Below are 21,101 nucleotides of genomic sequence, written 5' to 3' on the forward strand. Positions count from 1 at the left end.
GTATCGCGCATTGCGACAAGTAACCACGTTGCAACAAACAATGGTAACTTTTATTGATATGTGCTGCGGTACGTTCCTTACAGCCTTTTTTATTACCTACTACGATCTATATGATACAAAATAACAAAACCGACTATCCAACCACTATAGGCGCCTCATTGCCTACAATCAGCACCAACCTCACCCGTAAGCGATCCCCAGCAGCTTGCTGACAAACCGAGTGACATTGTCTGGCTATATTCTGATAAATAGGTTCGTCTACACTAAAAGGTATTAGATCAACAACCGCATTGGCAAGCGTTAGGTTGTTAATAGCCTCAACAACGTCTTCGGCATACCCCAGCGATTGCGCAAAGTTTGCAAGAAAACGAGAGTTAAAGGTAACCTCACGGCTATGCGTATCGAGATGCCCTTCGGCCAGCTTAACGGCCTTCCCTAGCATTATCCCAATGGTTATCCTGTCAAAACCCTCTTCGTCGGCAATCTTAATGGTTTCTCCAACAAAATTTCCAAAATGGATGTAGGCATTGGCTGGAACACCTTCGCAGAGCGGCTTTAACGTGGACTCGCTCCGTTTTCCGGATGTAGCCACAATCTCGTTACACCCCAACGACCGAGCCACCCTTACCTGCTGGCGGATAGCCCCCATAAAGGCCTCGGCCGAATAGGGGAAAACACGTCCCGTAGTACCAAGTATCGAGATGCCACCTTCTACTCCCACCCGTCCATTAAAGGTCCGCTTTGCTAGCTCCTCTCCCTCAGGAACAAATGGCTCTACGGTAAACCCACCTGTAATAGAGTAGTGCTGCGCCATCTCCTCCACCACCTGTGCAATCATCGTTCGTGGCACTGGGTTAATTGCTGGTTCGCCAACGGCAACCTGCAATCCAGGCAACGTTACCAAGCCAATTCCCACACCACGTTTAAATTCAACACCTACGTCCTCCCTTCGGTAAATGGTACACCCCACCTCTTTGGCGTGAGTTACATCGGGGTCGTCGCCAGCATCTTTGATTACAGAGCAAGAAGCAACATCATCATCCAATTTATTTGGAAAAATAGCAAACCTAGCAGGTGTGCCATCAGCCAAATAAACGGTAACATCGTTTGGAAATGCACCATCTTCCAACGCAATAATGGAGGCCTTAACGGCTGCACAAACGCATGTGCCAGTTGTAAAACCGGGCCTTAGCTCTTCGGTAGCCAGCAGCTCTTTCTTCAGCCTTAGCAGCAGCATCAGCAGCTCCTTACGCTCGTACACCACATAGTCGAACGCTGGTAATGATGGACGTTTCAATACCCATAACGGCACTTCTAGCTGCTGAGATACGGCAATTTTAGCCTCTAGACCGCCGCTATAGCCGCTATCCTTTGTAAGGATAACCTGCGCATCTGTTTTCCGCACCAGCTCGATCAGCGCCTCCTCCGACTCAGGATTGGAGTCCTGAATTATCCAACTCATGGCAATACCCGAAGCACGAGCCAGCTGCTCCGACTGAACGGTATTGAGAATGCGAAAGTAGCACCTGCGGCTACTCCATAAATCTTTTAAAGGAACGATAGTCTGCACGCCAGTTAGGGCAAGGATTGGCTCTACACCTGACTCCAATGCAGCTTCCGCCATACCTTGCCACGAATCGAAAAAGCGTACATTGGCTAGAGCGTACTCCGGCGACCTACGCTCTACACGAACCACCTTGAGGCCTAGCAAAGCAGCCGCTTGGCTAATATTCTCGTGCAGCTGCACCGCAAAGGGATGCGCAGCATCAACCAGCAGACGGATACCATTCGCTGTACAAAACTCAACAATCTGCTGGGCATTCATTGCTCCAGCAGTATGCCTTCCGGGCACATCCTGCTGCGAACCCAGCTTGGTGGAGTAGTAAAACTCCATTTGCTGAATGTCGAGAAGCTGGGCAACCATCCTCCCTTCGGTCGTTCCTCCAAAGACTAGTATCATTTTCTAAAGGCGTGAGAAAAGTTTCTATCGTATAGCTTCGACTCGCCCTGACGGTTGTCTATAGCCTTACCAACAACAATGAGGGTAGTCATGCTCAGATTATTCTCCTTCACCGTTTGCTCCAGCGTAGAGAGCGTACATCGGTATATCTTTTCCTCCTTCCATGTTAGCTTATAGCATACGGCTACGGGGGTTTCGGGTGAATAATGCTCCAGCAGCTCCTGCTCTATCTTACCCGCCAAAGAGGCGCTTAGGTAGATGCACATGGTACTTTGCGAGCGAGCCAAGTTACGAAGCTGCTCGCGCTCGGGTACTGGCGTACGCCCTTCACCACGGGTAAGGATGATGGTTTGCACCTCCTCAGGTATGGTAAACTGCGATTGTAGCGCAGCCGCTGCCGCCTGAAACGAGGACACCCCAGGCGTTATACGGTAGCTCATACCCCGCTGGTCCATTAGGCTCATCTGCTCCTGTATGGCACCATAGATGCAGGGATCGCCCGTATGAAGGCGGACAATAAGCAGCCCTTTACGGTAGTACTCCTCCATTAAATCGACCTGCTGCTGAAGGTCCATATCGGCCGAACTGCGTACCAAGCAGCCTTTTTTAGCGTAGTAGGTTAGCTCCTTGGGCACCAAGCTTCCGGCATACAGAATAAGGTCGGCCACCTGAAGCAGCTCCTTTCCCCTAACGGTAACCAGCTTGGGGTCGCCTGGACCAGCCCCCACAATCTCCACAAAGCCCTTACGTTCGAACCTCCTATCGATGGCTACCGATAGCGTAAAGTGCTTGCCGTCGACCTCGGCCTTAACCTTACCCAAAAGCAGGCTGTTTTTAGACAGATGCATGGCAACCGCCTCCGAAACGCTGCTGCAACCCACCTCGCTCTCCACCCGCTCCGATGGATTGGGAACGTCGTAGGCGCTTAGCACCTCCTTCGTGAAGGTAGCAAACGGAACATGGCGGCTATCAGCAAAATCAATAAACGCCTGCTCCTCTTTTTTGATATCCACCGAACCAATGGAGGCTATAGAGAGCGGCGATAGGCCATTCTCCAACAGCAGCTGCTCCACCTGCTGAGCGTAAGGAGCCGACGAAATACCCTTTTGGCTGCCCGTTCCCAGATGCAAGACCTTTGGACGAAAGCAGAGCACCCGTTCGCCCAAATCTCTTACGAAAGGGGTAACGGCAATCACCACCTCGTACTTCGCAATTTCGATTTCGCTATGATTATAAAAAACGGTGACATTGTTAGGCAGGCTATTCTCCAGCATCAGCGTACCCTCGTCGCGAACCTCGAGCAGCAGCACGGTTGGCTTACCATTTACAAAGGCTGCCATTAGGTGCGTGAGATTTCGCGTAGGCTCCAACATCCAGCCAAACTGTTTAGGGAACATATCGAGCGACCAACGCTCGGTAGTGTCGCTCACTGTAGTGAGAATTGGCGTTGCACCTAGCAGTCTGGCCAGCTCTTGCGCCAAGTCGTTGGCACCACCCACATGTCCCGAAATAACAGGCTGCACGTAGCGTCCATTTACGTCTATGTTGACTATTGCAGGATCGCTCTTCTTGCTTCGAAGCGAGGGGGCAATCGCCCTTACGCATATCCCCAACGAGCCGATGTAGACAATGGCGCTATACTTGGCAAACAGCTGCTCGGCCAATGCGGCAGCACCATGCACCTCTACGGTACTAGGGGTATATAAATCGGCAGCAAAGCCTTGCTCCACCAGCTTTTGTGCTAGTGCCGCCCCTGCCTCCGAATAGGTTACTATTGCGTTCATTTTATCTTTTTTATTAGTATTGCGATATGAGATGTGAGATGTGAGATGTGCGATATGAGATGTGCGATATGAGATGTGCGATAGCCATTCTTTTAACTTCTCTGACTTCTCTAAGTTCTCTATATTCTGTCCATCTCCGTTTAACTTCCGTTTAACTTCTTAGAAACCACCACCACCGTTATAGCATTGTGCTCGTCTACCTTTATGGTTGATGAGGCTTGCTGCTGGTAGCCATTCGACTCAGCCCAAGCGGCAAACTGCCCAAGGCTGGTATCGCTTACGGCATTAAAGCCTATAATGCCTCCATCAGCAAGTACGGTGTTAACCTTGTCGAGTAGCAGCTCCATCTTTCCTCCATAGCCGCCTAGGAACACCGCATCGGGTTTTGGAATTGCGCTGATATCTGCACCTCCAAAATCGCCACCATGGTAGGTAAGCGGTGCGCCAAACTTGCGGGCGTTGGCGGCAACAATGGCTGCACTCTCCTCACGCACCTCAAAGGAGTGGACGTCGAGCAGAGGGTTCATCAGCTTAGCCTCGATGGAGATGCTGCCCGTACAGGCACCAACGTCCCAAAGCACGCTACGGTTACGGATATCCATTGCCGCCAGCGATGCCAGCCTAACGGCCATCTTGGTCATCATCTTTGGCCGACCTTCGAGCGTTTGAAACTCGGCATCGGGAATACCCTGACGAATGGGGCGTGTGGCATCCTGCTGCAGGTACAAGCAGTTGGGGTGGATAAAATCAGCCGTTAAAGCCTCCTCCAACGATAGCTCTCTAACCCGTTCTTCGCTACCACCAAGCTTTTCGCCCAGAAACATCGTGTAGTTGGCGTAACCAAAAGTAAGCATCCGCTGGGCAATGGTACTAGGCGTTTTTACCTTATCGGTAAGCACGGCAATCAGCTTTTGATTATCAACTAAAGCCTTATCCAACGCCTGCCACGGCCTGCCTGTAAGCGTTACCACCGAGGCTGTTCCGTAGGGTAGCAGCAGCCTATGCGCCAGCAGCTGCAGCGAGTTAAAGGTTGGAAATACCTCTACGGTTGCATCAGGAAACTCCCTACGCAGCGTATTTCCAATGCCAAAGAAAAGAGGATCGCCAGAGGCAAACACCACCCATGCGCCATCACGTTCCCTCATCTTCTGAAGGAATGGAGCCAGCGGAACGGTTATGTTTGTCCAAGAGGCGTTGGCTGGAAGCTGCGCCTCTACCAGCTCGCGATGCCGCTCGCCTCCGGCAAAGCGTACGCCATCGCCCACTAGCCGCTCCTTTACCTCGCTGCTAAAAATGGGCGTATTCTCGTCTGATATTCCTATGATGGTTAGATGCATGGTTCTATTTTTAGTATCACGAAAAATACAAATTAAACACAGAAACACGGAGACACAGAGGGAACAGGGATTTAGATGTGAGATATGAGATATGAGATATGCGATGTGAGATGTGAGATGTGCGATGTGAGATGTGCGATATGAGATATGAGATGTGAGATAGCCATTCTTTAAACTTCTTTGACTTCTATAACTTCTTTACTTCTCTGTCTTCTCTGAATTCTCTAACTTCTTCTAACTTCTTCTAACTTCCGCATACCTTCGTTTAACTTCCGTATAACTTCTGTCTACCTCCGTTTAACTTCCTCTTCCGAGTTTCTCATCAGCGTCCATCCCCCTGCCCCCTTATCCAAGGGGGACTGGCGTTTAATAACCGCTGTGCTTATCCTGTAACTTCTTCTAACTTCCGCATATCTCCGTTTAACTTCCGTATAACTTCTGTCTACCTCCGTATAACTTCTGTATTCTCTTCTGCCACTACACTCCCTCGCCGGGATGCATGGCCTCGGCCTCGTCCCACGAGAGGATGGCGTTGATGATGGTGGCCGCCACGTTGCTTCCGCCCTTTCGTCCCTCTACAATTATAGCCGGGATTTGGCTGCAGCCGTACTTCAACCTCCACTTCGACTCCTTAACGTTGACAAAGCCAACGGGTGCCGCCACTACGCCACAGGGCTGCGCGGAGCCCCTACGGATATGCTTGGTGAGCTCGATAAGCGCTGTAGGCGCGTTACCAAAGGCGTAAAGCGCATCGGGATGCTCCTCCACGGCCAGCTGTACCCCTGCCTGCGTGCGGGTGATGTTGCCCTGTGCGGCCATCACCGCTACGCGAGGATCGTCGAGGTAGCACTTTACCTCTATCCCCAGCTTATCGACCATTGCCTTGCGGATACCGCTTGTCACCATGCGCACATCGGTAACCACCACAGGCGGCCTACCCGAGAAAAACTTTTTATGCAGCGACTCGATAACCCCATCGGTGAGGTAAAGCATCTTGGCAACGCTGAAGTCAGCCGTGGTATGGATGCAGTGCAGCGATGCCCACAGGTGCTCTAGGCTCATGCCCGTAGCATCCAGCTCCGAAAGAATCGTTCTGAAGCTCTCGTTCATAATCATCCTACCAACATTATCCTCCGACTTTTGCTCCTCGGAATAGTAGCCCCGAGGGGTTACAATAACGTTATCCTTATATTTAGATTGGCTGTTGCCAATAATCACCACCGTGAACATATCGGCCATGTCGGCGCGTAAATCGGCCAAGCGCACCACCTCGGTACTCTGCTGCTCCCTACCCACATGGTGGGCCAGCCCTACGGGGGTGTCGGGCGAGCGATGCTGCAGGAAGATTTCCTTTAGGCGGCTGAGCTGCCAGTAGCGATCGTGGCTGTAGGGGTTGTACACCGCCGTCACAAAGTCGGCAGATGCGGCAGCCTCAATCCTGCGCTCGATGGTTTGCCAAGGGGTGAGCAGATCGCTTAGGGAGATGGAGCAGAAATCGTGGCCAAGCGGCGCCCCCAGCAGGGCAGCGCCTGCAAACATGGCGCTAATACCGGGTACCACCTCAATCTCCACATCGTCGGCGGCGTTCTGCAGCTTCATCTCCCACATCAGCGAGGCCATGCCGTACACGCCCGAGTCGCCGCTGCTAACCACGGCAACCGTCTTCCCAAGCCTAGCCATATCGAAGGCTGCCACGGCGCGCTCGCGCTCCTTTTTCATGCCCGTGCCGCAGGTCTCCTTCTCCCCTATTAGGGTGGATATCAGCTTTAGGTACAGCTTGTACCCCACAATAACATCGGAAGCACCGATGGCCGCCACCGCCTGTGGCGTGATTTGCTCGCTAGAGCCGGGACCAATCCCAACTACATATATTTTACTTGCCATAGCATAATTTTTTTCTCGTTTCCATTAGGCATAAGCCTATTCTATAAATTGCCTACATCTTTCTCCTTACTGCCGTGCGGCAGTGGAACATTTCCCTTCCCAAATGGTTTACTGCCGTGCGGCAACGGAGCATTTACCTTCCCAAATGGTCTGCTGCCGTGCGGCAACGGAGCATTTCCCTTCCCAAATGATCTACTGCCGTGCGGCAACGGAGCATTTACCTTCCTAAATGGTCTACTGCCGTGCGGCAATGGAGCATTTACCTTCCCAAATGGTTTACTGCCGTGCGGCTGCCTTATTCATCCCCATTTAAACACAGAGACACGGAGACACAGAGGGCACAGGGGTTTAGATATGAGACATGAGATTTGAGATATGAGATATGAGATATGAGATAACCACCATTCTCTAACTTCTTCTAACTCCTTTTACTTCCCAGCCTTCATGTAACTCCCGTCTAACTTCCGTTTACCTCCGTATAACTTCTTTTTTAAACCCAGAGACACGGAGACGCAGAGGGCACAGGGATATAGATATGAGATGTGAGATGTGAGATGTGAGATGTGAGATGTGCGATGTGAGATAACCACCATTCTCTAACTTCTTCTAACTCCTTTTACGTCCCAACCTTCATGTAACTTCTGTTTAACTCCCGTCTACCTTCTGTATAACTTCTGTATAAATATCCTTCTCCATCACTACTTAAAGCTTGGGAATATCACCACGGCGAAGTAGGGTATGGTTCGTTCCTTCAGGTCGTCGGCGCAGGAGGTTACAAACTGCTTGCCTGTACCCAGATATTCGGCATAGAAGAATGGTCGCTCAATCCCCTTTAGGAAATTGTACCAGCCATCCAGCACTTTTGGCTTCATCACCACCAGCGCCTCATTGCCTGTTAGCTTCTGCTCTATCTCGGTAAAGGTGCTAGGCAGCGCAATAACCGAAAAGCGTCCGTTACCCTCAACCAGCGGTAGCCCCATCTCCGATGCGCCGTGCACAAAGGCGGGCATCCCCGGGATAAGGTAAAACGGAATCCTATCCTGCCGTATGAGCTTTAGGATGTAACCAAAGGTGCTGTAGAAGAGGATATCGCCCTCGCTTACCACCACCACCTTAAGCCCCTTTTCGTACTCCTTTCGGATGATGGAGTAGGCTTCGAGGTAGTTGCGCTCGCGATCCTCGGCCCCCATTGGTAGGCTTAGCGGAATGGCCTTATGCGCCATGTCGAGCTTTTGTAGGATAGGCAGCGAGAAGCTGCTAGCCCTACCATCGGCCATGCTGGTTGCCGGGTAGAATATTACATCGGCCAGCTGGAGCATACGTAGCCCCTTTACGGTTATCAGGTCGGGGTCGCCAGGACCAAGGCCGACGCCTGTTATTGGATATAGCGTATTCATTGGGTTTATTTTATTTCTTTTTTCAACACAGAGACACGGAGACACAGAGGGCACAGTATGAGATATGAGATGTGAGATATGAGATGTGAGATATGCGATATGAGATATGAGATGTGCGATATGCCTTCTCTAACTTCTTTGACTTCTCTAACTTCAGTCTATCTCCGATTAACTTCATCTAAACTTCTGTTCAACTTCTCTGCTTTCTCTGCCTTCTCTAACTTCCGCATACCTCCGTTTAACTTCAGTATAACTTCAGTATAACTTCTAATAAATATCTTCCATCTACCTCCGTTTAACTTCATCTAACTTCATCTAAATATCTTACTTCTTCAAGGTTCACTTGCAACTGCCTCTACCTTCTGCTTTGCCTGGCACTGCTCCACCTTGTCCACCAGCTCGTCTATCGACTTATGGTGCGACACAGGCACCTCCTCGAAGAAAAGGGTGTAGGGCTTCTCGGCATGGGTAGCTATCTGTAGCCAAAAGGAGTCGCGGTTGGCCGAGTGCTCGAGCTTTATCCCACGGCGGGCAAAGGCGCGACGCAGCAGGGTAAAGTGAAAGCCATGCCCCGCAACAGGCAGCGTAGCATGATACTCGTAGGCCACCTTAAACAGGCCTGTACGCACATCGAACTGCACGTTGGTTTGTCCAAAGAGGTTGTTAAAGACGCCCGACAGCAGCAGGTCTTCGGGACTGCCCACATCCAGCGGACCGTTACGGTGCAGTATCCACAGCTTATCGGCCATCTGTAGCGCCAGCTCCATATCGTGGGTCGACATTAGGATAGATTTTTGCGACTTGGAGGCCAGCGTTCGCAGCAGCTGCATTATCTCCACGCGTGTAGGAAGGTCGAGGAATGCCGTTGGCTCGTCGAGCACAATCAGCGGCGTATCCTGCGCCATAGCCTTAGCGATAACGGCCTTTTGCCGCTCGCCGTCGCTTAGGTTGCTCAGCAGTTCCTTGCGCTTATGGGCAATCTGGCAGCACTCCATAGCCTCAGCAACCATTGCCCTATCCTCCTTCGACATCCTACCCAAAAAGCCGGTGTAGGGGCTGCGGCCGTAGCCCACCAGCTCCTCTACCGTTGCGTTGGGAACAGAAAGCCTATCGGTAAGCACCACGCTTAGCTCCTTAGCCAAATCGTGGGCGTTAAGCGTTGCCACCTCGCGCCCGCCAATGGTAACGCTGCCGCTTAGCGCAGGCTGAAAGCCGCACAGCGTACGGATGAGCGTGCTCTTCCCCGTACCGTTGGCACCAAGGAGGCATACCAAGTTTCCCCTTTCGAGCGTGGCGTTTAGGTTGGGAGCAACCACCTTACCACCGGAGTAACCTATGGTAAGGTCGCTGATGTCCAACATAGGCGCCATCTTTTGTTTAGTAGTATGATGCTTACTCTCCATCGGCATTAGATTTTCTTCGACGTAGTATAACGGATATGACAACAGGTGCACCCACAAAAGCGGTAACCGAGTTTACGGGTAGAGCCGTTTCGAAACCGGGCATGCGGGCAATAAGGTTACACAGCAGCGCGGTGGCCACTCCAAACAGGGCCGTAAATACCACCAGGTAAACATGGTTGGATGTCCGAACCAGATACTTTGCTAAATGGGGAACGGCCAATCCTATAAATATAATCGGTCCACAGAAGGCTGTTACGATGGCCGTGAGTATACCCGACACCAAAATTATCAGCACCCGAGCTCGGCCTACCCTTACGCCTAGGTTGCTGGCGTAACGGTCGCCCAACGAAATAAGGTTAAGCTGCTTTGACAGAAAAAAGGCAACCAGCGAGAAGAGCACGGTAATGGCGGCAAACATCATCGACTTGCCAAGCGATAGGCGGCTAAAGCTGCCTAACCCCCAAATCACGTAGCTGTGCACATCGGCCTCGCGGCTAAAATACTTAAGGATGCCCACCATCGAGTTGGCCAGATAGCCAAACATCACCCCCAAGATTAGCACTCCCAGCGTACCGCCAATCCGTTTAGAGATTGACAGGATTACCAGCAGCACCGCCAGCGAGCCCGCCAACGACGATAGGATGATGGTGAAATCGCCCCAAAAGCCTAGCATGCTTAGCGAGATGTTGAGCAGCTGCCCGGTAGCCATAACCACCACGGCAACCCCTAAGCTCGCCCCTGAGGATATCCCCAGCACCGATGGACCAGCCAGCGGATTGCGGAAAAGGGTCTGCATCATCAGCCCTGCAATACCCAGCCCCATGCCCGCTGCCGCAGCGGTAATAGCCTGAGGCAGGCGCGTACGTAGCAGGATATTCTCCCAAACCAGGTTGGATGAAGCACCACCAGTGAAAACTTCGACCACGTTTCTAAATGGAATATACACCGATCCCAATGCTAGGTTTAAACCAAAAAGCACCAACGAGGCTGCCAGCCCCAAAAGAGCCACCAACACCCATCGCTTACCCGATACGCGTACCTCCTCCACTACCGTTTCCTCCTTTCCTTAGGTGCCACCACCTCGTTGCTGTAGGTAAGCGTATCGTAAAATACGCGCCTATACTTGGGTAGCAGCTCGGGGTGGAAAAAGGAGATGTAGTCGGCCAGCATCTGGTGCGGACGCACAGGGTTTATCTCGTCGTAAGGTGTTTCGCGAAGGTTTATCAGCATAACCTTACGGTTCTTAAAGGCATCGAAGTAGCCGTATCGGGCATCCTCGGCCAATAGCGAGGCGCTATTAAACCCTGCAGGACTGCTGGTGCGTAACCTCCAAAAGTCGCAGTGTGCGGCCTTCTGGTAAATGGTTTCAAAGTCGACCGTAGAGCCGCCCTTATCCTTATCCTTTATAATATAATCGGCACCGGCATCCTTAAAGTAGATGGCGTAGAAGCTCTCGCCACCGGGCACATACCAGCTGTCGCCCTTCATCTTCCCCGAAAAGACGGTTGGCCTACTCTTTACGTTAGCCGCCAACGCCTTTAGCCTCAAATACTCCTTTTCGGCATGGGCAAAAATACGGTTGGCCTCAGCCTCCTGTCCCGTAAATATGGCAATCAGCTTAATCCACTCGGCACGTGCCAACGGCGTTGTCTCGTCGTAGGCGGTAATGGGAACAAGATGCAGCCCCAGTCCTACAATAGCCTCGTAGCCGCCAGCCTTTATGGGCGACACAAAAACCACATCGGGATTTAGTCCAGCAATCTTCTCCACATCGAAGTTACCCTCCTTACCCAGCCTCAAAATCTTACCATCGGCAATTCGTGCCTTAATGTCCTTATTAAAAAGATAGTCGCTGCTGTTAATACCCACCAAGCTACCAATGGCATTAAGCTCGGTAAAGTAGGCTATTTGGGTTGATGATAGGCAGATGGTACGCTCGAGCGGCACCTTTATGGAGTTGGGATATTGCGCTACGCCCCTTTTGCTTCTAGGCTCCACAATAATATCACCCAGCACCTCGGTCGAATCAATCGGGTTGAGGATAAGGATACGCTTTACCCCCTTCTTCTCGTAAACCTTAAAGCCCTTGGCATACCTCATAGGTTGTAGCTTACCGCCAAACTCATCGGCAATGCGCTTGGCCGTGTTAACCTCGCCAACACACGACTCCACCCACGGAAGTAGCATTAGCACCGCCATCCCCATTAGGATATACCGCAATCGGACTGCTCGTTTAGTATTCATAGCTCAACTATTTTAAACAGGATAAGCCGCAACCTGCTACCAGCAAGCCACGGCCACCCATTACATATATCTTTCTACTTTTCTTTTTACCCACTTACTAGTAAGCACAGCACCACTCACGCTAACCACCAGTCCAGATAGGCAAACCAGCAGCAGCAGCGTCTTACGCAGCCACTCGTGCTCCTTTAGCCACTGTATATTGAAGGTGTGCAGCGCCCTGTAAAGCCAACGTTCGGCTCGGCGCGAGGCATCGTACACCGTGACCAGCTCGCCAGTCTGGGTGGATACATACACCCACGAGCGGTTGGCATCCGTCAGCTCCATCTTCAGCACAGGCAACGGTCGGGCTCCCATTCGGGTAAGCTGGTAGTAGCTGTCGAACTTCTGAAGCAGCTCGCGCCTCTGAGGCACGTAGCCAAACACCTCTTTCGCATAGCCTACCACATCGGCAACCTTATATCCTTCTAAAGGTGCAACAGAGTCGCCCTTGATTAGGTAAACCTCTGGCTCGTAGGTGCCCTTGCTAAAGAGCTGGTAGCACGGTTTGCCCAACGAGGAGGCAAATACCACCCGCTTTACATCACCCCGAGAGGCCAGCAGCCCCTGTAGCGCAGGGAAGCTCTGCCTGTAAGCATCGCGCTTCACCTTGGGCTGGTTCCACTCCTTCTGGTAATCCACCGACTCGTCGCTTTTGGCAATCCAGCTGGGGACTCCCGCCACCGAGATGTAGGCGCTAAGGCAGAAGGTTAGGGTGAAGATACCGAAGTAGAAGCCCACCACATGGTGCCATCGTATCCAAGCCTTTGTATATGGCGAAGAAAAACCTCGGCTTCCCCGCCTCATTCGTACAATCCCCACAACCACACCGCTGAGGCACATCACCGCACCCAGCACCAGTAGGGCAAGCAGCAACGAGTTCCAGAACGGATGGTTGATGGAGAGGTATTTAAAAAGTATGTAGTGCGGAATGGCACCAACCATCGCCCAAAAGCGTTCGCTGCGCGTGGTTAGCTGCACAATGGTGCCGCTCTTAGCTGCTACGTACACCACCGACCTATCCTTATCGGCAAAGTAAACCTTATATATGGGCAATGATGACTGGTACTGCTCCCAAGGAAGCCAGATATCGAGCTTTGATATTTTGGTAACCCTAGCCGTATCGGCCGAAACCACCCGCTGAGCTGCTGCAATGCAATCCTTTCGGGTAGGTTTAGCCACCTTGGTAAGGCTATCGGCATAGTACGTTTTGGCCGTGCGGGCCATCTTACCAACACGGTAAACCGCCCTCCCCTCCTGCATCTCCATGGTAATGGTACCCTTACCCAGCTCGGCAGGGAAGAGAAGCGAACGGGCAGCAGAGGAGTCTACCGCTGCCAGAGATCTAAAAGTTTCTGTCTGGCTATAGTGCGGAAATCCAACGAAAACCAGCACCATCCCAGACAGAAACCAAACACAGAATAGAATGCTAAGCAGCATTCCCAGAACCTTATGAATCTTTACAAAAAGTTTTACCATACCAATATGCTGTAAAAGGGATAGGCCAACCAACATCGGCTACCTACCCCTCCAGTATAAGCTACTTTGAAATCTTAAAATTCAGTCCACCAAATACGGTACGCCCCGGCGATAGCGTTCCGTAAGGCATTCCGTACGGAGCATCGTCTACGTAGTCGAAAATATTATCGATACCAGCAATAGCATCGATGGTTACGCCTGCGCAAACCTTAAAGGTATGAGTTGTGGTAAACTTCCAGATGTTGTATCCACGAGCATTACCCTTAGCGTAGAACTTTTCGTCCTGCAAACGACCGTTAATAGAGGCGTTTAGCACATATCTCTTGTAGGAGTATCGGTAGCTGGCCATTACCGTTCCGTAATGCTTAGCCGCCCCTTCAAGTGTTGTATTGGAGGTTAAGTTTTTAGCCTCTACCAACGAGTAGCCGCCACCCACGGTAAAGCCATAGCCCACGTAGGCATTTGCCAAAAAGTCCACACCCTGCGAACGTGCCTCCGAAATGTTCTGGTGCACTTTAACCTTCTTCGCACCTTGAGCAGCCTGCTCGGGTGTCGGTATCTGTTCAGGTCCATAATCGATTAGGTTTCTTAATTCGTTACGGTAGCCAGTAACCGAAAGCGATACGCCTTTTTTATTATACTCGACAGATGCAGAGTAGAAATCGGACGATTGAGGTTTAAGATTTTCGTTCCCTAAGTATAAGGTTCCTGTCTTAAAGTACTCGAAGTAGAGTTCCTTAAGGGTTGGCGCCTTAAACCCGCTACCATACGATGCACGTAAGTTGAAATCGCCTAAGGAGTATAACGCCGAAATCTTGGGGGTAAGTCGGCTACCAAAAGCCTTATGGTCTACAAAGCGAGCACCAGCAACAATGCTTAAGCTCTTTATAGGCGTATACTCGTCCTGCAGGTAAACTCCGGCAGTGTAGGCGTCGGCGCTGCCGCCCTTAAAGCGTGCCGGAGAGTCGATGTTTTCATTAACATAATCAAGCCCTGCTGTAAGCAGATTTTTATCGCCAATAGCCGTTACGCTCTTTAGATTGTACTCATTGCGCACCTGCTTGGTGTTTAGCGTTTTTTGTCCATCCGAAAAGAGTAGCTTCTTTGTTTTGCTATCTACCACATCCTTATTGTAGTGGTAGTAGTACCAGAAGTTATCGGTAGCCGCATCGAAGGTGATGGTGCTTTTACCGTTTATTTTATACTTAACGCCAGCAGCACCGCTTACATCCTTATAGTAGAAACCAAAATCAGCCACCGACTTTGGACGGAAATAGTCCTTTTCGTACCAAGAGCCTTGTGCATAAACATCGAGGTTAGAGGTTATGCCGTAGGATAGGCGCTGGCTAACCGTATTGTCATAAAAGCGGTTTACCGCCTTGGCTTCCGTCAAACTTAAAACCTTACTCTTAGCATCAATTTCAAATGGGCTTAGCTGGTAGCCATCAATCTGCTTACGGGCAAACTGGGTATTCGACGATAGCTTACCAATATTCAAATCGAGCGTGTTGGCCTGCTGAAAATCACCATACGCGCCAAAGCGGGTGGTATTGTCGAAGCTAACGGTACTCTTACTCTTTTTGGTAATAACGTTGATAACTGCACCAATGGCATCGGAACCGTACAGGGCCGACGAGGCACCCTTAACTACCTCTACGCGCTCGATATTATCGGGCGATATTCTGTTTAGATCGGTTTGTCCGCCTACATCGCCATACACGCGCTTGCCGTTTACCATAAGCACAACAAAATCGTTACCCAAGCCATTGACACGTAGAAACGAGCCCATGGTACCAGGCGTAAAATCAAACGAAGGGCTAATGGAGGTGGCCATCTCCTCGAACGAGCGGGGAGCCAGCTTGGCAATGGTCTTATTCGAGAAAACCTCGGTTTGTACGGGTGCTGTCTTTAGGCTGTGGTGAGTACCCGTTCCGGTAACCACCACCTCGTCTATAGCGCCAACCGACTCCTCCATCCTAAAGGCTAGGTCCGACACATCGCCACGAACGCTTACGCGCTGAGCCAGACGCTGCATGCCCGTATAGGTTGCCACCAGCGTATAATCACCCGCCTTAGGTACCTTAATAGTAAACTCTCCGTTGACGTTGGTGGCCGCACCAACGGTTAATCCCTTTACCATTATGTTGGCACCAACAATTAGCTTTCCGTTAGACTTCTCAGCTACGGTTCCCTTAATGGTGTACGATTGTGCGCCTGCAGCTACCGCTAGCATCAGCGCTAGCAGCGTTGCCAATATCTTATTCATTCTCTTTTTTTTGGTTGGTTTGTTAACTGATGGCACCAAGTATCACGATATGCGTAGCGCGAAAAAGCGCTCTAAAACACTTAGCGGTTTATCCACAAATTTTCGTGATACCTGATATGTGCTTCATTATATCTCGGGAAGCACTCTACTTCCCTGCTGCTATCTGCTGAAGATGCTTTACCCAAATGCTACCTATGGCATCTAGCTCGCCCATCCCCTTTAGGACAACCTCTACGGTAAATCCCTCCTTGGTAAGCAGCGACTTCCAGCTGGTAGGTTCGCTACCGGCCATGTCGTTTACCGCATGATCGCCAGCAACCAGCATAAAGGGCATTAGCCACACCTTCTTTACGCCTTTTGCTTTAAGGGAGGCCACCACATCGTCGAGCGTGGGCGTACCCTCCACCGTTCCTATGTAGGTGTTGGCATCGACCTTGGCAAAGTAGTACTGCATAGCTGGATAGTAGACGTTGGAGGTGTGCTTAGAGCCATGCCCCATAAATACAACCGCCTCCTTTCCCTTTCGCTCGGCAGGAACATTGGCCATCAGGGCCGATGCCACCTCGCACATATCGGCATCGCTCCATAGCAGCGGAGTACCCACCGTTACCTGCCTAATCCCCTTAGGCATCTTGGTAAAGGCGTTGGCCGTTTGCACCAAATCGTCGTACTCGTCGCCTGGAATTATGTGTAGCGACTGCACGTAAACGTTGCTGTAACCATCTTCGCCCAGCTTAGCTAGCGCCTCTGCTGGCGAAAGAATCTCCTCGCCACGCTTCCTTAAAATCTTTCGAATAATTTTAGATGTGTAGGCCCAGCGAATCTCGGTGTTCGGAAATGCCTTAGCCACCTTCTCGCCCACCCTGTCGATGGCTCCTTTAGAGTCGGATAAGGATGTACCAAAAGCCACCAGCAGAATTGCCCTTTTGGGTTCGGCCTCGCTACCGGCTGCCGCCAACGTGGTGGTGTGCAGCAACAGCGGAAGGCATATAAGCCAACCCATAAGCAACTTTAACCTCGTAATCATCATTGTATTAAAAATTAAAATTAATACAACATGCCCTTTGCTAAATGCAGGAAAATAAAAGTGAAGAATACGCCTAGGTTCATATTCAACAGCTACTTCTTACCCGGAAGCAATACATGTGTTTGTTGAATGAGGCAGGTCTCCTGACTTACCTAGTATTGCGGCCTTCCCACCCTCTTTCGAAGGCAGTGGCGTAGACTTGCAATACCAGCTGCAACGCAGCTATTGGCATACAGTAGCGGGTACTGTTCCGGATTCACACCGGATTCCCTTTTACTGGCTGAGAAGGATTCCCAACCAGTCACCTTATTCGGGTACAAATGTAATGGATTTAAAAATGCAAACAAGCAGCTACCGCCCAGCAGCCAACGCCAATGGGTCTCAATTAAGGTTATACATAGAACTAACTACCGTTAAAACAGCGGAGTTAGCAGCTCGAAAAAAATGGTGGATATAAATAAAAAATATGGTACAACGCCAGCCGTACCCCGCGGCTACAGCAGCTAGCGGCTAAAACCAAAGGGCTACCACTGCACCCAGCGTACCCGCTGCAGCACCAACAACCACTCCCCTGTAAAACCACCCCTTCGCTGTTTTGGGGGTTTTAAAGAATTGCATAGCGTAATGTTTAGTATCGAAGATGTAACTAATAAAATGGGTGCCAATAAAGCTCATAAATAGCGAGTTAAGCAAGACAGCCAAGCACTGAAGACTCCCATACTACACATATAATCAGCCTACATAGTGGTAGGCAGTGGCTGTATTGCAACAGCCACTGCCATCATTACTTTAACAAGCGTATGGTGTTAGCTCTCCTTCTTTTGATAGAACTTAGAAAGAAGAGCTAATATAATAACGCCACAAATCAGCGCTTATTCGCAGACTCTGAACAATTGATATCCCCTTAAAAACATGTACAGGCTCGGAACAGCAAGGGCCTAGGATTATAGTAGAACTTACTATTTCCCCTTTTTAGCACTTTGCAGGTTGTTCCAGTACTTGGTCTGCGAAGTAGATTGCACGTACTTATTAATATCATCCATCGTGATGTTTTTCACCTTAACTCCATACGCCTGCCATTCATCATATCCGCAAACGTTAGTTCGCCTTCTAAGTTCTTGCAAAAATCCTTCTGTAAATAGCTCCGGAAGAACATAGTATGAAGGTTCAGCATCCAAAGGCATAAAGAAGATATATCCATCAAAACAATTTTCAAAATGGCCAATGCTTTCTGATGGTATTTCAGGCATCAAGTCAAAATTACCCTCACCAAAAGGAGTCGTCTTAAGATCTAAAGCTACAGGCTTGTTTCCATTTTGTGCAAAAGCATAGTCGAATAACCCATTTTGGGTCATCCCCTTCATCTCCCCATTATTACTTATAATTCCAGAATGCGGACAAGTAATAAATACATCGCTATCCGAAAAACGTTCCTTCAAAATCGATCCTGCCGAGGCGTAGGTGTTCTGACCTAATACAATTTTAGATTTAAAAGTGTGTCCAAATCCAACTATAAATAAGCCACTGCGGTTATCAGCTCGAAATCTTATCCCCTTTTCTACGATATCTGCCATTTGCTGGTTACGATCGGGAACCGACTTGAAGTAGCTGCTAAATTCTTCTTTTGTTTTAAGGGAGCTCCATGGACGAGCGACATCTGCAAGCACGACCTGTATTTTGTCTCTTTTAGAGAGCTTCTTATTCAAGTTCCATAGCTCTATAATAAACTCATACATTCCTTTATCGTCCCATCCTTGCATCTGAGCATTTCTAAGTATATCGAGAAGAAGCTCATTATCCATCTTTTTGTTTGCAAAGAATAGATCCATTTTCTCCTGATTATCGCACCCTATTTCCAAAAAGACAACTCCCGCTTTCTTTGAAAAAGAAGGGTCGTTAACTACCGACTTTAGCAGATCCCACGATGCCTTACGCTTATGGACTTCACCATATATCACCAGCTTATGGTTAGCCAGCTTATCTAAGATATACTCTTGGGGGTTTTTCCCATTGCTTTTTACGTAATCAACAAGCTTAACACTATCTGCCTGTGATTTCAGATTTGCTTCTGGGAGCTGCTGTGCCGTTACTATCCCGCAGGTAACCACTGCCAAAATAGCCATCAAAATTGCTCTTTTCATGTCGTTAAATATTTAGTTCTTATAAGTACAACTTTCTAATTTTTTGGTTGACCCCAAAGGTTAGCGGTATGAATTAGTACACCTATCCTCAGAGTTATAGCTTCAGGCCTTCAGAACGGCCAGATCGAATACAAGTAATAGGCTCATAAACGAAGCAATACAATGTCCATTAAAAAGCCATAAAGAACTATCGGGTATGCACGCAAGTATTCAAGCCGGTAATCCTTTTATACTACAAAACGATGGTTGCCTACTATCGCTATTACAACAGGCTGTAGCCTGTTAATAAAGAAGTTGCTCCCCAGCGAGGTTTGAGCAAATGGTTACTTCTCTACTCTAAACCGACTATAGCTATCGTAGTTTCTGTCAACAGAGTTAATAATTCCACTATCGAGGTAGCTTTGTAAATCTGATTTTGACACCTTAAGTACATCACCTTTTACAAAATAGTCGGTATCCATCATTGAGCTTACATAACCATTATACTGAAGTGCTCCATGTAAAAGATTTACCGTATCCGATTCTAGACCGGTCACTTTTAGGTAGTAGGATGTTATCGTATCCTTTTCTCTTCTAACAATACCGTAAACATCGCCCACTACAGGGTTACGTACAAATTCTCTTTTCTGCTTTTGAATGTTAGTATTTACCACTATAACGGAGGCAATAAATCCAACAACAATAATGATTCCTGAATACAGGTAAAATGGCTTCTTTGCCTTCGACAGATACTCCTCTTTCTTTTTTAGGTTCAGCGTATCATTACAGTAGGCACACTGACACCTTACAGTCCTCATAAACAACGGAAAAAAAGGGATAAATAGTATATGGAAATACTGCTGGTAGACATAAAATATTTGATGATTTCGTCCACAATTTTCGCATATGATTCCATAATCATGATACTTTTTGATTCGCATCATTCCCGTTCCAATTCTGATCATTATCTGCTATATTTAAATGTTATACAAAATGCTTTACAGAAAAAAAGGCCTCTCTCTCATTGAGTAATGCCTACTATCTTTGCCAATGCTATTCCAATAAGCAGCAGCTTAAGGAAGTATATACACTTCAAGTACGAAGTGCAATTCTGGGTTTATTCGGTAACCATTTTATGGTTATAAATTCCCGATGACGGACATGTATATGCAAATGTGGGCGATTGCGGGCTTCAAACTTATCAAACCGTGAAAATTTAAAGCGGTCTACAGCCCTCGAACTTACAAGAATCTCGCCCATTTTGTATACACATTATTGTTTTTAGTTTTTAATGTTGGAATTCACCATAATTGCTAAATTTTTGAACCCAATCAAAGTAGTCTCCAAATAATGAACCTGATGTCAAATCTAATTCACTTACCTTTTTTCCATCAATTTTCAATTCAATATTTTCAGTCCCTTCGCAACCATCCATACTTTCTTGAATTCCTCGAAGTAATGTAAATGCCGCATTGTCTACAATATTCAATATCAGTTTATCTAAAGCCTCTAATTCACTTTTCTTTAATCCTCGTAACAATTTTTGTCTCTCTTTTTCAAGTTCAAGAAACTCTTTTGCTTGATTTTTATTCAATGATTTAGACTCGGCATTTTGTTTGTGGTTTTCATACAACAGAATAGCCTCATCACGCATTTGGTGAATTATGAATTTCCCCAATCTGTCCAATGATGTTTCTTGAATAAACGTTTGATGTTTGCTGTCAAGCATTTGAATTAATGTGTCAGGCAATTTATGTTTTTTGCTTATTGTCCAATAGAGTGATTTTAAATAAATAAAAAAGAAGTTATTAACCCCTTCGTCTCCTAATTCTTCGTCATATTTGTAAATAAATCCAGTTTCATCTTGCCACGAAGCCTTTTTTGAATCATATTCATTTGTCCAATCCTCAAAGTCAATTAATCCGAACTCAACATACTCAAAATCAGGACAGTTATTTCCCGTTTCTTCAACTGTCTTTTTGATATTGAAGTTTAAGCTAATCCAACCACTCCAAGGACAACAATAAATTCCCATTGATGATGGTTCTCCTTCTTTCTCTTTAAAATCAGCAAGAGTTCTAATTACGAAATTATCAATCTGTTGACTATATTTTTTTAATAAAATCATGCTCTTTTATAAGGTTTAATGATTTCACTTCGGTTT

The 21,101-nt window shown here is 48.5% G+C and carries 14 protein-coding genes and 1 riboswitch; all 14 genes read right to left on the reverse strand.

Features of this window, described 5'->3' with window-relative positions; translation table 11 throughout:
- Window positions 1-133: 133 nt before the first annotated feature.
- The 14 genes from cbiD to L990_RS19390 all read right to left on the reverse strand — a co-directional run bounded on the left by cbiD (window position 134) and on the right by L990_RS19390 (window position 21,065).
- Window positions 134-1,960: a cobalt-precorrin-5B (C(1))-methyltransferase CbiD gene (gene cbiD, locus L990_RS14290; protein ID WP_047450777.1), complete on the reverse strand. Its 1,827-nt coding sequence runs from the start codon at window positions 1,958-1,960 to the stop codon at window positions 134-136.
- Entirely contained in the window at window positions 1,957-3,744 is a 1,788-nt protein-coding gene (gene cobM / locus L990_RS14295; RefSeq protein ID WP_047450779.1) for a precorrin-4 C(11)-methyltransferase, read from the reverse strand. Before cobM ends, cbiD begins: the two co-directional genes overlap by 4 nt.
- Before the next feature lie 140 nt (window positions 3,745-3,884).
- Window positions 3,885-5,081: a precorrin-6y C5,15-methyltransferase (decarboxylating) subunit CbiE gene (gene cbiE / locus L990_RS14300; protein WP_047450781.1), complete on the reverse strand. Its 1,197-nt coding sequence runs from the start codon at window positions 5,079-5,081 to the stop codon at window positions 3,885-3,887.
- A 477-nt stretch (window positions 5,082-5,558) separates the two neighbouring features.
- A complete protein-coding gene (gene cobJ, locus L990_RS14305) occupies window positions 5,559-6,965 on the reverse strand; it encodes a precorrin-3B C(17)-methyltransferase (protein WP_047450783.1) in 1,407 nt (468 codons plus the stop codon).
- A gap of 698 nt (window positions 6,966-7,663) precedes the next feature.
- Window positions 7,664-8,362 (reverse strand): precorrin-2 C(20)-methyltransferase, encoded by a 699-nt coding sequence (locus L990_RS14310; RefSeq protein WP_047450784.1) that lies wholly within the window; start codon window positions 8,360-8,362, stop codon window positions 7,664-7,666.
- 332 nt (window positions 8,363-8,694) lie between these two features.
- Window positions 8,695-9,765, reverse strand: a complete 1,071-nt coding sequence (locus L990_RS14315; protein ID WP_052181042.1) for an ABC transporter ATP-binding protein — start codon at window positions 9,763-9,765, stop codon at window positions 8,695-8,697.
- Complete coding sequence (locus L990_RS14320) at window positions 9,755-10,813, reverse strand: iron ABC transporter permease (protein ID WP_231562284.1); 1,059 nt, start codon at window positions 10,811-10,813, stop codon at window positions 9,755-9,757. The genes L990_RS14315 and L990_RS14320 overlap by 11 nt, the downstream gene beginning before the upstream one ends.
- Window positions 10,813-12,009, reverse strand: coding sequence for an ABC transporter substrate-binding protein (locus L990_RS14325; protein WP_081981726.1), 1,197 nt, complete (start codon window positions 12,007-12,009; stop codon window positions 10,813-10,815). The genes L990_RS14320 and L990_RS14325 overlap by 1 nt, the downstream gene beginning before the upstream one ends.
- Window positions 12,010-12,069: 60 nt before the next feature.
- Window positions 12,070-13,524, reverse strand: coding sequence for a PepSY domain-containing protein (locus L990_RS14330; protein WP_197057302.1), 1,455 nt, complete (start codon window positions 13,522-13,524; stop codon window positions 12,070-12,072).
- Between the two features lie 61 nt (window positions 13,525-13,585).
- On the reverse strand, window positions 13,586-15,790 hold the full coding sequence (locus L990_RS14335) for a TonB-dependent receptor (RefSeq protein WP_047450834.1): 2,205 nt from the start codon (window positions 15,788-15,790) through the stop codon (window positions 13,586-13,588).
- A gap of 145 nt (window positions 15,791-15,935) precedes the next feature.
- Window positions 15,936-16,820, reverse strand: coding sequence for a sirohydrochlorin cobaltochelatase (locus L990_RS14340; RefSeq protein ID WP_047450788.1), 885 nt, complete (start codon window positions 16,818-16,820; stop codon window positions 15,936-15,938).
- A 112-nt stretch (window positions 16,821-16,932) separates the two neighbouring features.
- A riboswitch (cobalamin riboswitch) is annotated at window positions 16,933-17,141 on the reverse strand.
- Window positions 17,142-17,776: 635 nt separating this feature from the next.
- Window positions 17,777-18,958 (reverse strand): hypothetical protein, encoded by a 1,182-nt coding sequence (locus tag L990_RS14345; protein ID WP_047450790.1) that lies wholly within the window; start codon window positions 18,956-18,958, stop codon window positions 17,777-17,779.
- 323 nt (window positions 18,959-19,281) lie between these two features.
- On the reverse strand, window positions 19,282-19,902 hold the full coding sequence (locus L990_RS14350) for a hypothetical protein (protein ID WP_047450792.1): 621 nt from the start codon (window positions 19,900-19,902) through the stop codon (window positions 19,282-19,284).
- Window positions 19,903-20,225: 323 nt separating this feature from the next.
- Window positions 20,226-21,065, reverse strand: coding sequence for a hypothetical protein (locus L990_RS19390; protein WP_052181045.1), 840 nt, complete (start codon window positions 21,063-21,065; stop codon window positions 20,226-20,228).
- Window positions 21,066-21,101: the final 36 nt, after the last annotated feature.

The organism is Alistipes sp. ZOR0009 (assembly GCF_000798815.1).
In the GTDB taxonomy this organism is placed as follows: Bacteria; Bacteroidota; Bacteroidia; order Bacteroidales; family ZOR0009; genus Acetobacteroides.

Bases quoted from the DNA above. Each gene is read 5' to 3' on its own strand.
- cbiD (WP_047450777.1), bottom strand. From the start codon at position 1,960: ATGATACTAGTCTTTGGAGGAACGACCGAAGGGAGGATGGTTGCCCAG.
- cobM (WP_047450779.1), bottom strand. From the start codon at position 3,744: ATGAACGCAATAGTAACCTATTCGGAGGCAGGGGCGGCACTAGCACAA.
- cbiE (WP_047450781.1), bottom strand. From the start codon at position 5,081: ATGCATCTAACCATCATAGGAATATCAGACGAGAATACGCCCATTTTT.
- cobJ (WP_047450783.1), bottom strand. From the start codon at position 6,965: ATGGCAAGTAAAATATATGTAGTTGGGATTGGTCCCGGCTCTAGCGAG.
- L990_RS14310 (WP_047450784.1), bottom strand. From the start codon at position 8,362: ATGAATACGCTATATCCAATAACAGGCGTCGGCCTTGGTCCTGGCGAC.
- L990_RS14315 (WP_052181042.1), bottom strand. From the start codon at position 9,765: ATGGAGAGTAAGCATCATACTACTAAACAAAAGATGGCGCCTATGTTG.
- L990_RS14325 (WP_081981726.1), bottom strand. From the start codon at position 12,009: ATGAATACTAAACGAGCAGTCCGATTGCGGTATATCCTAATGGGGATG.
- L990_RS14330 (WP_197057302.1), bottom strand. From the start codon at position 13,524: ATGGTAAAACTTTTTGTAAAGATTCATAAGGTTCTGGGAATGCTGCTT.
- L990_RS14335 (WP_047450834.1), bottom strand. From the start codon at position 15,790: ATGAATAAGATATTGGCAACGCTGCTAGCGCTGATGCTAGCGGTAGCT.
- L990_RS14340 (WP_047450788.1), bottom strand. From the start codon at position 16,820: ATGATGATTACGAGGTTAAAGTTGCTTATGGGTTGGCTTATATGCCTT.
- L990_RS14345 (WP_047450790.1), bottom strand. From the start codon at position 18,958: ATGAAAAGAGCAATTTTGATGGCTATTTTGGCAGTGGTTACCTGCGGG.
- L990_RS14350 (WP_047450792.1), bottom strand. From the start codon at position 19,902: ATGATCAGAATTGGAACGGGAATGATGCGAATCAAAAAGTATCATGAT.
- L990_RS19390 (WP_052181045.1), bottom strand. From the start codon at position 21,065: ATGATTTTATTAAAAAAATATAGTCAACAGATTGATAATTTCGTAATT.